The sequence below is a fragment of the Terrabacter sp. R4-6 genome (assembly GCF_057529065.1).
In genome coordinates, this window is sequence record NZ_CP197224.1 from 2,600,789 (window position 1) to 2,612,718 (window position 11,930).

Below are 11,930 nucleotides of genomic sequence, written 5' to 3' on the forward strand. Positions count from 1 at the left end.
GGGACGGTCGGCGACACGGGTCGCGTCGCCGTCGTCACCGCGTGCGGCCCGGGTTGTTCTCCTCTCGGGAGACCCGCGCCAGGGTGCGGCGCATGATCTCGAGCGACGAGTCGCGGCGGACGCGACGACGCTGCGGGTAGCGGGACTCGATCTCGACCTGGACGGTGCGGAAGTCGACGTACTGGGTGGTCATGGTCTTTCCTCTGCTCGTGCCTTTCTGGACTCCTCCAGACTCGGCTGCTGAGGTAGACCCCCACATCGGACGACCGCCCTATCCCTGCCCGCCGGCTACCTCAGATCCGATGGCGTATGCCGTGTGGACCGTCTGAGGTAGGAGCTCAGCCGAGGAGGAGGGTGGCGGCGATGGTGAACATGACGAGGGCGATCGCGACGTCGAGGACGCGCCACGTGCCGGGGCGGGCGAAGAGCGGGGCGAGCAGGCGGGCGCCGTAGCCGAGCGAGGTGAACCACGCGACGCTGGCGAGGGCGGCGCCGGCGGCGAACCACCAGCGACCCTCGGGTCCGTGCTGGTTGGCGAGCGACCCGACGAGCAGCACGGTGTCGAGGTAGACGTGCGGGTTGAGCCACGTGAGTGCGAGGACGGTCGCGAGCACGCCGTTGCGGGACCGTTGGGTGCCGCCGGCCTCGAGACCCGTGGGGTGGCGCGCGTTGCGCAGGCACAGCAGTCCGTAGCCGACGAGGTATGCCGCCCCGACCCACCGCACGACCGTCAGCAGTTCCGGGTGGGCCGTGACCAGACCCCCGACGCCGATCACCCCGGCCAGGACGAGGACCGCGTCGCTGACGGCGCAGACAGCGACGACGAGCCCGACGTGGTGGCGCGCGAGACCGGTGCGCAGCACGTAGGCGTTCTGCGCGCCGATGGCCACGATGAGCGACGCCATCGTGAGGAAGCCGGGCAGGAGGGAGGTCACGCCCTCGACGGTAGAGGGACGGTGGCCTTCAGTGAAGCGAAGGTTTCTTCAGCATCATTAGCATGGCTTCATGCGGCTCCAGCCCGAGCACCTCTCCACCCTGCTCGCCATCGTCGACACCGGCACCTTCGACGCGGCGGCCAGGCGGCTGCACGTGACGCCGTCGGCCGTGAGCCAGCGGGTCAAGGCGCTCGAGGCCGAGGTCGGCCAGGTCGTCGTCGTGCGCAGCACCCCCTGTCGCGCCACGAGTGCCGGTGAGGCGCTCGTCCGGCTCGCCCGCCAGCAGAGGCTGCTCGAGTCTGAGGCACTCGCGGGTCTCGTCACCGACGGCCGGTCCCGGGTCGACCTGCCGATCGTGGTCAACGCGGACTCGATGTCGACGTGGTTCGGTGCGGTGCTGACCGAGGCGGCCGCGTGGGACGACGTCGTGCTGCGCCTGCGGGTCGAGGACCAGGACCACTCGGCCCGGCTGCTCCGGTCCGGTGAGGTGCTCGGAGCGGTGACGTCCGACCCGACGCCGGTCCAGGGCTGCTCGACCGAGCCCCTCGTGACGATGCGCTACGTGCCGGCGGCGGTGCCCCAGCTCGTGGACCGCCATCGCATCGGGCGCGGGATCGACTGGGCCTCGATGCCTCTCGTGCGGTTCAACGACAAGGACGACATCCAGCAGCGCATCCTCGAACGGCACCGGGTGACCGGTGCGCCGCCGACGCACGAGGTGCCCGACGGTGGCGGCTTCGTGACGGCGGTCCGTTCCGGGCTCGGCTGGGGTGCGCTCATGACGACGCAGCTCGGGCCGCTGCTCGATGCAGGAGAGCTCGTGCGGCTCGGGTCGCGTGACCACGTCGACGTCCAGCTCTACTGGCAGCGGTGGCGGCTGCCGTCCGCGCACCTCGACCGGCTGAGCGAGTCGGTCAGGTCGGCTGCTGCGTCGGCCGCGCCCCGTCGCCCGACGGCACGGAGCTCGACGGCGCATCGGCCAGCCAGGCCCGCCACGCGGCATACCCCCCGATGACGTCGGTGGCGCGGTGGATGCCGAGGTCCTGGAGCGCGGCGGCCGCCAGGCTGGACGTGTAGCCCTCCTGGCAGAGGACGACCACCTCGAGGTCGTGGCTCGCGACGGGCAGCGACGCGTCGCTCGACGGGTCGAGGCGCCACTCGAGGACGTTGCGCTCGATCACCGTCGCGAAGGGCAGCTCACCCTCGGCCGCGCGCTGGGCGGCGGGGCGGATGTCGACGACGAGCGCGCCGTCCGCACGGGCTGCCTCGGCCTGCTGGGGCGTGAGTCGTGGGAGGCGACCACGGGCCTCGGCGAGGACCTCGTCGATGGTGCGGGGTCGGGGTCGGGCCGCTCGGGTCACCAGTCGACCCCGACCTCGGCCTGCTCCTCCACCTCGAGGACGCCGTCCACGGCGCGGTAGTTCGTCATGGTCGTCAGTCTGGGCCCGTAGACGTGCAGGCTCACGGCGGGGTCGGACCCGGCGTTCGTCACGCGGTGCAGGTGGCGGGTGCCGAACGTGCGCTGGTCGCCCGGTGTGAGCCGGACGCCCGGTCCGGTGACGCGCCGGACGTTGTCGAGGTCGACGGCCGAGCGGTAGCCCGCGACCTCCTCGGTGAGGACGCCCTGGAGCACGACGAACGAGCCGGCGCTCCCGCCGTGGTCGTGCCACGGAGTGCCCTGGCCGGGCAGCCAGGTGAGCAGCCAGGCCTCGTGGTCGTGGTCGGCGAGGAGCCGCGCGTAGTAGCGCGTGATGGGGTCGAAGTCGACGAGTCCCTGCCAGAGGGCGCGCTGACGGGCGAGCCGACGGGCGGTGTCGGCGAGGTCGACGGTGGTGCGTTGTGCGCCGCGGGACATGGTCGAGCCTTTCGGGAGGTGGGGCCTGAAGGTAAAACATAACCAAGTCTTGCTATAAGACAAACGCTAACTTATGTATGCCGTGAGCAGCAAGGCGAGCTCGTGGTGGCGGGATGTGGGGGACATCTGACCGGAAAACCGGCGGCGCCCTGTCGGTGCAGGCGCCTACGGTCTTCGGGTGACCGTGGACTCCCGCACCGCATCCCAGGCCCCGACCGACGCTCGTCGCACGAGGTGGCTCGTCCTCGCGGCCGTGGCCGTGACGCTCCTGCTGTGGGCGTCCGCCTTCGTCGCCATCCGCCACCTCGGCCGCGACGTGCCGCCGGGCGCGCTGTCGCTCGGGCGTCTCCTCGTCGCGTCGGTCGCCCTCGGGGTGCTCGTCTTCCGTCGGCCGCGCACGTGGCCGGCCCGTCGCGACTGGCCCCTGCTCCTGCTCTGCGGCGTCGGCTGGTTCGGCATCTACAACCTCGCGCTCAACGAGGCGGAGCGGCGCATCGATGCCGGCACCTCCGCGCTCATCGTGCAGATCGGGCCGATCATCGTCGCGCTCCTCGCCACGGTCTTCCTCGGCGAGAAGATGACCCGCTGGCTGCTCATCGGCATGGCCGTCGGCTTCGCCGGCGTCGTCGTCATCGCGCGCGGCTTCTCCGCCGGCGACTCCGGTGACATGGTGGGCGTGTGGCTCGCCGTCCTCGCCGCGGTGACGTATGCCGTGGGCGTCCTCGCGCAGAAGCCTCTCCTCGGGCGGCTGCCGGGTCCCGAGGTCACCTGGCTCGCCTGCATCATCGGCGCCGCCGTGTGCCTGCCGTGGAGCGGCGACCTCGTCACTGTGGTGCGTGACAGCGACCCGAGCACCTTGTGGTGGATCGCCTACCTCGGCATCTTCCCGACCGCGATCGCCTTCTCGACGTGGGCCTACGTCCTCGCACGCAGCGACGCGGGCACGCTGACCCTGACGACCTTTCTCGTGCCCTTCATCGCGACGCTCATCGCCTGGGCGCTGCTCTCCGAGGTGCCACCGCCCCTGACCTTCGTCGGTGGGGCGCTGTGCATCGCCGGGGTGTTGCTGACGCGGCGCAAGCCCCGAGTGGCTTCGACCGCGGAGGAGTGAGCGGTTCCGATCGCCTTGCGACGCAAGGGGATCGGACTGGATCAGGGTGTGGATGGGTCTTCACAGCCAGTCGAACATGTGTTCTGCATATCTGCTTGGGTGAAGTAGGATCTGTGGATGACCGCGAATCCGGTTCGGGGTGTGGATTATCCGTCGACGTATCAGCAGCTGCTGGAGTGGTTCCCGGACAACGAGTCGTGCCTGGACACCTGGCCGGGCTGCGGTGGCCGGACGGGTTCGTGTGCCCCAAGTGTGAGCAGCGCGAGTTCTGGCGCACGGGTGCCGGGTTGTGGATGTGCCGGGCCTGCGGGCGGCGGACGTCGGTGACCGCAGGGACGATCTTCGACCGGACGCGGACGCCGTTGTCGACCTGGTTCGCGGCGATCTGGTTCCTGACCTCGCAGAAGAACGGGATGTCCGCGCTGGGGCTGCAACGGGTCCTCGGGTTCGGCTCGTACGAGACGGCGTGGGCGTGGATGCACAAGCTGCGCCGGGCCATGGTCCGGCCTGAACGCGACAAGCTCTCCGGCATCGTGGAGCTCGACGAGACGATGATCGGTGGCGCCACTCGTAACAGCGGTGGGGGCTACGGCGACAAGGTCGCGGTCATGATTGCCATAGAGCGCAACGAGACTCATCGTCTGGGCCGGGTGCGGCTCGCCGTCGCCGACCACCCCGGAACAGCCCAGCTCGTCGACTTCGCCACCACCGTCATCGAGCCCGGCTCCACGATCCGCACCGACGGCGCCCGCACCCTGCGCCGGCTCGCCGACCTCGGCTACACCCACGAGTTCACCCTCGGCTACTCCGCCCCCGACAAGGCCAGCGTGCTGCCCGGCGTACACCTGGTCGCATCGCTGCTCAAGCGCTGGCTCATCGGCACCCTGCACTTCCGCGTCGAGGAAGCGCACCTGCCCTACTACCTCGACGAGTACACCTTCCGGTTCAACCGCCGCAACGCCAAGTCACGCGGCCTCCTCTTCTATCGCCTGCTCGAGCAAGCCGTCGACACAACCCCGCATCCGCTGAAGGACCTCCTCAAGCCAGAAACCGGCATACCGGACTTCACCTAAGCAGATATGCAGTACATGTGTTCTAATGGAGGAGTCGGCGACCCGGGTGGGAGGAGTGAGTTCGTGCCATTCCTCGACACCGGGCGTCCGGCGCCCGACGCGACAGCCGGGGGCGGCAGCCTCAACCCTCGCGCGGTCTGGCTGCTCGGTCAGGCCAAGGCCGACGCCGAGCGTGCCCGAGAGCACAGCGCCTCGCTCACGTTGGACGACACGGCCGACGCGGTGCTGTCGCAGATCGAGCGCCTCGAGGTCCAGAAGGCTCGTCTCGAGGGTCGTCTCGTCGACGCCTACGCAGCGCTGCACTCCGTCGAGGAGCAGCAGCTCGCCCGACTGACGACGAGCACGCCGGTCCCGATCACGGCCGACCAGGTCGCCGCGCAGGAGATCGCCTGTGCGACCGGCGTGGGCGCGACCGAGGTCGCCCGCCGGCTCGAGCTCGCCACCGCACCCCGGCGTCACCGGGTGCTGCGTGAGCGGCTGCGGGCCGGCGCCGTCAGTCTCCAGCGAGCCCTGCGTGTCGTCGTCGAGACGCGGGCGCTGGGCGACGAGGTCCTCCCCGACCTCGAGGCCACGGTGCTCGCGCCGGCGCCGGACGGCTCGGTCGCCTCGGCGCGCCTCTTCGCCACGCGGCTGCAGCGGTGTGTCCGCTCGGCCGACTCCCGCGCCGCCGAGGAGCGCCGCCGGTCCTCGCGCCTGCGTCGCACGGCGTACGGCCGCCTCGTCGAGGACGGCATGGGCCTCTTCACAGTCGTCGCGCCGGCCGAGCGGGTCGTCGGCGTGCTCGACCGGGTCGACGCCCTCGCCCGGACCGCCCGAGCGGCCGGCGACGACCGCAGCATCGACCAGCTGCGCAGCGACCTGCTCTGCGACCTCGCCCTCTTCGGTGTCGTGCCGTCCGGCACGGGTGTCGGTGTCGACGAGGGGCCGACGTGCGCCGGCCTGCTGTCCGACGCCGCGCCCGCGACCGTCCGCATCGTCGTGCCGTTCGAGGTCGCCGTCGGGACGTCCGACGCCGCGTGCGAGCTGCCCGGCCATGGCTGGGTCACTGCCGCCCACGCCCGGCAGATCATGACCGCACCGGGCTCGGTCTGGCAGCCCCTCGCCGTCGACGTCGACACCGGCCGAGCCCTCGAGCTCTCCACCGACCGCTACCGCCCGACCCCCGCGATGGTCGAGCACGTGCGCGCCGTCGACGGCGTCTGCCGCGCACCCGGCTGCCAGGTCCCGGCCGACCGGTGCGACCTCGACCACCTCGTCCCATGGCCGACCGGCCCGACCCACGTCTCCAACTCCGACTCGCTGAGCCGGGGCTGCCACAACGGCAAGACCGCCGGGGTCTGGCAGGTCGAGCGGGTCCGCGACGACGGCATCGCGTGGTCCTCGCTCGCCGGTCGTGACTACATCACCTATCCCAGGGACTGGCGCGAGGCCCTCCGCGATCCCGGCTCGGGCCCGCCCCGACCGCTCGTCCCCGTGCCTCCTCACGCGCCCCCTCCCGCCGCCGATCCGCCGCCCTTCTGACCTGACCTGCGTCGGCGGGCGACGTGTCAGTCGCCGGTGACTGTCGTGAGGCAGAAGGGGTGACCGGCGGGGTCGACGAGCACCCGCCATGCCGAGGGGGCCGCCTGGTGAGTGGCCTCGGCCGCGCCGAGCGCGACGGCGCGCGCCACGCCGTCATCGAGGTCGGTGACGAGGATGTCGAGGTGCACCTGCTGCTGCTGTCCGGGCCCCGGCCAGGTCGGCCGGACGTGGTCGGCGGCGCGCATCATCGTGACGGCGAGCCCGCCGTCCGACAGTGACACGACCCCGCCGTCCGGGCTCTCGTAGGCGCGCGGGAGACCGAGCAGCCCCGCGTAGAAGTCGGCGAGGGCCGACGGGTCCGGGCAGTCGAGCGAGACGGAGGCGAGTCGGCCGACGGGTGGCGGTGTGGGAGAAGTCATGCGGCCACCCTGTCACCCGGCTCGGACGGTCCTGACCCACCGAATGGTGGCGGGTGGGCCTAGCGTGGCCGGATGACGCTCCCGGCGGACAGTCACGTGCACACCGAGTGGTCGTGGGATGCGGCGCACGGGTCGATGGACCGCACGTGCGCACGAGCGCTCGAGCTGGGGCTGCCGGCCGTGGCGTTCACCGAGCACGTCGACCACACCGTCTGGTCGCTCGACCGCTCGCACGTGGACGAGGATGCGCACCTGCAGACCTTCACGTCGTCCGACGGCCTGGTGACCCCCGGCCCGTTCGACGCGGCCGGCTATCTCGAGGCCGTCGCGCAGTGCCGGGAGCGCTACCCCGGCCTGCGCATCCTCAGTGGGCTCGAGCTCGGCGAGCCGCACCTGCACGCCGAGGCCGTCGGCCGCGTCCTGGCGGCCGGCACCTTCGACCGGATCCTCGGCTCCCTGCACTGCCTGCCCGACGGCGACGGCTGGACCGAGCCCGGCGAGCTCTTCGGCCGCAGGCCGGCCGCGGACATCGTCCGCACCTACCTGGGCGATGTCGCAGCCATGGTCGCGGTCGATGACACCTTCGAGGTCCTCGCCCACGTCGACTACCCCGTCCGCTCGTGGGACGAGACCGCGGACGGCCCCTTCGACCCGGCGGAGTTCGAGGCCGAGTTCCGCCACGCCCTGGAGGCTGTGGCACGAGCCGGCAAGGCCCTCGAGATCAACACCGTCCTGCCGTTGCACCCGACGGTCGTGCGTTGGTGGCACGACGTCGGCGGTGGTGCGGTGAGCTTCGGCAGCGACGCGCACGATCCCGCATCGCTGGCGCGTCGGTTCCGCGACGCCCGGCACCTCGCCGAGGCCTGCGGCTTCCGGCCCGGCGGTGACCCGCACGACCTCTGGGCGCGCACCGACTGACGGCGCCCGGCCGGCAGGGGTTCAGCGGGGGATGGGGGTGGTGGGCACGTCGTGCAGGACGCGCTCGATGTCGCGGTCGGCCTCGGCGTCGGCGCCGAAGGGGGCGCGTGGCAGCGAGAACGTCCGGCGGTGGTGCGGCCCGAGGGCTGCGACGATGGCGACGATCATGGCGATGAAGAAGATGATGTCCATGGCAGAAAGCCTGCGCTCATCATGATCCCGCCACGAGTGGCAGAACAGTCGATGTTCGACAAGATCCTGCCAGTGGTGTCATGCTGGCCGGATGCTGCGCACCATCGCCGTCATCGCCCAGGAGCCCGTGGCCATGTTCGAGCTCGGCGTCCTCTGTGAGGTCTTCGGCATCGACCGCACCGACGACGGCGTCCCGGCCTTCGACTTCCGCGTCTGCTCGGCACGCCCCGGCGAGGTGCTGCGCACGACGAGCGGCCTGAGCATCGTCGCGCCCTTCCCCCTCGAGGCCGCCCGTGGCGCCGACCTCGTCGCCATCCCGGGTGGAGCGGTGGACGGTCCCTACGACCCGGAGGTCCTCGACATCCTGCGCGACACCGCGGGCAACGGCGGCCGCGTGCTGTCCGTCTGCTCCGGTGCCTTCCAGCTCGCCGCGGCCGGCCTGCTCGACGGCCGCGAGTGCACGACCCACTGGAGGTATGCCGCCCGGCTGGCCGACGAGCACCCGCGGGCCTGCGTGGACCTCGACGTCCTCTACGTCGAGGACGGCCCGGTCCTGACGAGCGCGGGCACGGCGGCCGGCATCGACGCGTGCCTCCACATCGTGCGCACCGAGCTCGGCTCGGAGGTCGCGACCCGCATCGCCCGCCGCATGGTCGTCCCGCCCCACCGCTCCGGCGGGCAGCGCCAGTTCGTCGAGACGCCCGTCCCGTCCGAACCGTGCGAGGGCCTCCAGGACGTCATGGAGTGGGTGGCCGAGCGGCTTGACGAGGAGCACTCGATCCCGTCGCTCGCCAAGCGGGCCGCCATGTCGGAGCGCACCTTCGCCCGCCGCTTCACCGCCGAGGTCGGCACGACCCCGCACAAGTGGCTGACGAGCCAGCGGGTGCTCCGCGCCCGCCACCTGCTCGAGTCGACGGACCTCGACATCGAGCGGATCGCCCGCGAGAGCGGCTTCGCCACGGCCGCGGTCCTGCGTCACCACTTCCAGCGCGAGATCGGCATCCCGCCCGTCGCCTACCGCCGCGCCTTCACGAAGCAGCCCGCCTCGGCCTGACCCTCGCGAGCGCCGTCTGGCGGACTATCGGCTCGGCGCTAGACGACCGAAGACGGCGCCAGAGGCCGAGGAGCCGCCGGGATCTCAGCGCGACAGGCGTGGTTACCGCCAGTAGGTTACTGGCCAGTGGACGCCACCGACGTCGTCCCGCCGCCTGAGGAGAACGCCGCCATGCCTCGTTCGACCCACCGCCTGTCCCGCACCCGTCGCGTCATCGGCGTCATCGTGCTCGCCATCGCCGCCGCGGTCATGTCGCCGGTGACGACCGCCCGGGCGGCGGGGTTCTACGACCCGCCCGCGACGGTCACCGCCGCGCCCGGGACCGTGCTCAGGGCCGAGCCGATGACGTTCTACCTCGACCCCCTCAGGGCCGTCCCCTCGACGGCGCGCGCCACCCGCGTCATGTACGCCACCCGCGACCGCAGCGGTGCCCCGCTCGCCGTCACGGGCACGGTCCTCGTGCCGCCGGTCCCGTGGTTCGGCCCCGGACAGCGCCCCGTCATCGGCTACGCCGCCGGCACCCAGGGCATGGGCGACCAGTGCGCGCCGAGCCGCCAGCTCGCGGCCGGCTCGGAGTACGAAGGGGCCTTCATCTCGGGCCTGCTGACCCGCGGTTACGCCGTCGCCATGACCGACTACGAGGGCCTGGGCACGCCCGGCACCCACACGTACATGGTCCGCGAGGCCCAGGCGCACGCCGTCCTCGACATGGTCCGCGCCGCCCAGCGCCTCCCCGGCACGGGCCTGCCGGGCGCCGGCCCGGTGATGCTCGCCGGCTACAGCCAGGGTGGCGGTGCGAGTGCCGCAGCCGTCGAGCTCGCACCCACCTACGCCCCCGAGCTGAAGCTCACCGGCGCGGTCGCGGGTGCCGTCCCTGCCGAGCTCGGCGCCGTCGCGGACCACCTCGACGGCAGCCTCTACTCCGCCTTCGCCCTCTACGCCGTCGCCGGCCAGTCCGCCGCCTACGGCCTCGACCTCGACGCGTTCCTCAGCGCCCGCGGCACATCGGTCATCGCCGCCGTCAAGGGCGAGTGCGTCGGCGAGTCGATCGCCCTGCACGCGTTCACCCGCTCGAGCGACCTGACCAAGGACGGCCGCACCCTCACCGAGCTCGCCGCCGCCGAGCCCTTCCGCTCGATCATCGCCGAGCAGCGCATCGGCCGCCTCCGGCCCGCCGTCCCGGTGCTCGTCACCCACTCCGTCCTCGACGACGTCATCCCGTATGCCGTCGGGCGCGGTCTCGCCCACGACTGGTGCGCCCGCGGCGCGAACGTCGCCTTCTCGGCCAACATCACCCCGACCCACGTCGGTGGGGCGGTGCCGTCGTTCGCGAAGCAGTACGCCTTCCTCGAGGCGCGCGTCGCCGGTCTCCCGCAGGTCTCCGACTGCTGGTGGCTCTGAGTCGCGTTCGGGCAGCCGGGCTCAGCGGTTGCGGCGGGCGATCGCGGTCGAGAGCGCGGTCGCGAATCCGCACCACACGGCATACGGCGACAGGGCGATCCCGGCCCCCTTGCTCACCGTGCCGGCGCGGCGGGCGAGGTCGGCCGAGCTCGCCGTGAGCAGGGCGGCCTCCGCGGCCGCCACCCACGGCTTGCGCACGCGCCAGAAGAGGACGCTCCACGCCGTGTTGAGGGCGAGATTGGTCCCGAAGGCCTTGAGGTAGGCGTTGCGCCCCTCGGTGTCACCGGCCTTGTCGTACGCGTTGAGCGCCGTCGCCGACGTCGCCGCGATGTCCGCGTAGAGCGCGGTCCACACCACGGGGAAGGCGAGCGTCGGGGGCTGCCAGTCCGGCAGGTCGAGCGAGCGGTACCAGCGTGAGTCGGGCTGCGTGGCAAGCGAACCCGCGACCGCGCTCGCGACCGTCGCGGCGCTCGTCAGGGCGAGGTTGCGCATCGCCGTGTCGGGCTTGGCCGTGCGCATCGCCGACCGCACCGCCGTGTCGAAGTCGATGAAGCCGCCGGGCACGTCGACGTGGTCGCGGATGTCGTTCTCCTTGGCGACGACCTCGTGGACGAGGCTGCCGACGAGGGGCTTGGCCAGGCCCGCCGAGATCGGCGTGACGAGACCGACCCAGTGGCTCGCGAGACGCGGGGTCAGCACCGGCACGGTCACGACGACCGGTCGACGGCGTCCCGTCGCGTCGGAGAAGCGGGCGATCATCTCGCGGTAGGTCAGCACCTCGGGACCGCCGATGTCGAAGGTGCGGTTGACCTCGGGCGGCAGGCTGCCGGCGCCGACGAGCAGGGTCACGACGTCGTCGATGGCGATCGGCTGGATCTTGTTGTCGAGCCACTTCGGCGCGACCATCGCCGGCAGGCGGGTCGTGAGGTAGCGCAGCATGTCGAAGGACGCCGACCCGTCACCGAGCACGACGGCTGCCTGGAGCACCGCGGTCGGCACGCCCGAGTCGAGCAGGATGCGCCCGACCTCGACGCGTGAGGCGAGGTGCGGCGAAAGCACCTCGTCGTCCGGGTGGAGGCCGCCGAGGTAGACGATGCGCGAGACCCCGGCCTCCTTCGCCGCCTCCGAGAAGTGAGTCGCCGCCTCGCGGTCGCGCTCCTGGAAGTCGGGCTGGTCGTCCATCGAGTGCACGAGGTACCACGCCGCGTCGACGTCCTCGAGCGCGCGGCGCATGTCGTCGGCGGAGGCGACGTCTCCCTCGGCGACCTCGACCCGGTCGACCCACGGCTTGTCGTCCATCGAGGCCCGGCGGCGGGTCAGCACCCGCACGGTCCAGCCCTCGTCGAGCAGCCGCGGCACGACCTGCCCGCCGACGTAGCCGGAGGCGCCGGTGACGAGAGCGCGTCGCCGGGTGCTGTCGGTGGTGGAGGCGTTCGGGGTGGGAGTCATGG

The 11,930-nt window shown here is 72.1% G+C and carries 13 protein-coding genes and 1 pseudogene; 7 read left to right on the forward strand and 7 right to left on the reverse strand.

Going from position 1 to position 11,930, the window contains the following annotated elements; all coding sequences use genetic code 11:
• Positions 1-34: 34 nt before the first annotated feature.
• Both ACSSS0_RS12145 and ACSSS0_RS12150 read right to left on the reverse strand, forming a co-directional pair.
• On the reverse strand, positions 35-193 hold the full coding sequence (locus ACSSS0_RS12145) for a hypothetical protein (protein ID WP_487228169.1): 159 nt from the start codon (positions 191-193) through the stop codon (positions 35-37).
• A 145-nt stretch (positions 194-338) separates the two neighbouring features.
• On the reverse strand, positions 339-935 hold the full coding sequence (locus tag ACSSS0_RS12150; protein ID WP_487228170.1) for a LysE/ArgO family amino acid transporter: 597 nt from the start codon (positions 933-935) through the stop codon (positions 339-341).
• Positions 936-1,005: 70 nt separating this feature from the next.
• Between ACSSS0_RS12150 and ACSSS0_RS12155 the strand changes: the two genes are divergently transcribed.
• Positions 1,006-1,950: a LysR family transcriptional regulator ArgP gene (locus ACSSS0_RS12155; RefSeq protein WP_487228171.1), complete on the forward strand. Its 945-nt coding sequence runs from the start codon at positions 1,006-1,008 to the stop codon at positions 1,948-1,950.
• On the opposite strand, the gene ACSSS0_RS12160 is transcribed toward ACSSS0_RS12155, so the two are convergent.
• Complete coding sequence (locus ACSSS0_RS12160; RefSeq protein ID WP_487228172.1) at positions 1,850-2,296, reverse strand: rhodanese-like domain-containing protein; 447 nt, start codon at positions 2,294-2,296, stop codon at positions 1,850-1,852. The genes ACSSS0_RS12155 and ACSSS0_RS12160 overlap by 101 nt on opposite strands.
• The gene (locus ACSSS0_RS12165) at positions 2,293-2,790 is read right to left on the reverse strand and encodes a cysteine dioxygenase (protein ID WP_435987676.1); all 498 of its coding nucleotides are present in this window, start codon (positions 2,788-2,790) and stop codon (positions 2,293-2,295) included. The genes ACSSS0_RS12160 and ACSSS0_RS12165 overlap by 4 nt, the downstream gene beginning before the upstream one ends.
• Positions 2,791-2,968: 178 nt before the next feature.
• Between ACSSS0_RS12165 and ACSSS0_RS12170 the strand changes: the two genes are divergently transcribed.
• From ACSSS0_RS12170 to ACSSS0_RS12180, 3 genes and pseudogenes are all read left to right on the forward strand, one after another.
• Positions 2,969-3,901 carry a DMT family transporter gene (locus ACSSS0_RS12170; RefSeq protein ID WP_487228173.1) on the forward strand — a complete coding sequence of 311 codons (933 nt, stop codon included), beginning with the start codon at positions 2,969-2,971 and terminating at the stop codon, positions 3,899-3,901.
• A 117-nt stretch (positions 3,902-4,018) separates the two neighbouring features.
• Positions 4,019-4,974, forward strand: a pseudogene (locus ACSSS0_RS12175) (IS1595 family transposase).
• A gap of 63 nt (positions 4,975-5,037) precedes the next feature.
• Positions 5,038-6,495 carry an HNH endonuclease signature motif containing protein gene (locus ACSSS0_RS12180; RefSeq protein WP_487228174.1) on the forward strand — a complete coding sequence of 486 codons (1,458 nt, stop codon included), beginning with the start codon at positions 5,038-5,040 and terminating at the stop codon, positions 6,493-6,495.
• A 26-nt stretch (positions 6,496-6,521) separates the two neighbouring features.
• Here ACSSS0_RS12180 and ACSSS0_RS12185 read toward each other — a convergent pair whose 3' ends face one another.
• Positions 6,522-6,914 carry a VOC family protein gene (locus ACSSS0_RS12185; protein WP_487228175.1) on the reverse strand — a complete coding sequence of 131 codons (393 nt, stop codon included), beginning with the start codon at positions 6,912-6,914 and terminating at the stop codon, positions 6,522-6,524.
• Positions 6,915-6,986: 72 nt separating this feature from the next.
• Between ACSSS0_RS12185 and ACSSS0_RS12190 the strand changes: the two genes are divergently transcribed.
• Positions 6,987-7,832, forward strand: a complete 846-nt coding sequence (locus ACSSS0_RS12190) for a PHP domain-containing protein (RefSeq protein ID WP_487228176.1) — start codon at positions 6,987-6,989, stop codon at positions 7,830-7,832.
• Positions 7,833-7,853: 21 nt separating this feature from the next.
• Here ACSSS0_RS12190 and ACSSS0_RS12195 read toward each other — a convergent pair whose 3' ends face one another.
• Positions 7,854-8,024, reverse strand: a complete 171-nt coding sequence (locus ACSSS0_RS12195; RefSeq protein ID WP_435987670.1) for a hypothetical protein — start codon at positions 8,022-8,024, stop codon at positions 7,854-7,856.
• 91 nt (positions 8,025-8,115) lie between these two features.
• On the opposite strand from ACSSS0_RS12195, the gene ACSSS0_RS12200 reads away from it, so the two are divergent.
• Positions 8,116-9,078, forward strand: a complete 963-nt coding sequence (locus ACSSS0_RS12200) for a GlxA family transcriptional regulator (protein WP_435987669.1) — start codon at positions 8,116-8,118, stop codon at positions 9,076-9,078.
• A 171-nt stretch (positions 9,079-9,249) separates the two neighbouring features.
• Positions 9,250-10,479 carry a lipase family protein gene (locus tag ACSSS0_RS12205; protein ID WP_487228177.1) on the forward strand — a complete coding sequence of 410 codons (1,230 nt, stop codon included), beginning with the start codon at positions 9,250-9,252 and terminating at the stop codon, positions 10,477-10,479.
• A gap of 21 nt (positions 10,480-10,500) precedes the next feature.
• Here ACSSS0_RS12205 and ACSSS0_RS12210 read toward each other — a convergent pair whose 3' ends face one another.
• Positions 10,501-11,928, reverse strand: coding sequence for a tryptophan-rich sensory protein (locus tag ACSSS0_RS12210; RefSeq protein ID WP_487228178.1), 1,428 nt, complete (start codon positions 11,926-11,928; stop codon positions 10,501-10,503).
• Between the last annotated feature and the right edge of the window lie 2 nt (positions 11,929-11,930).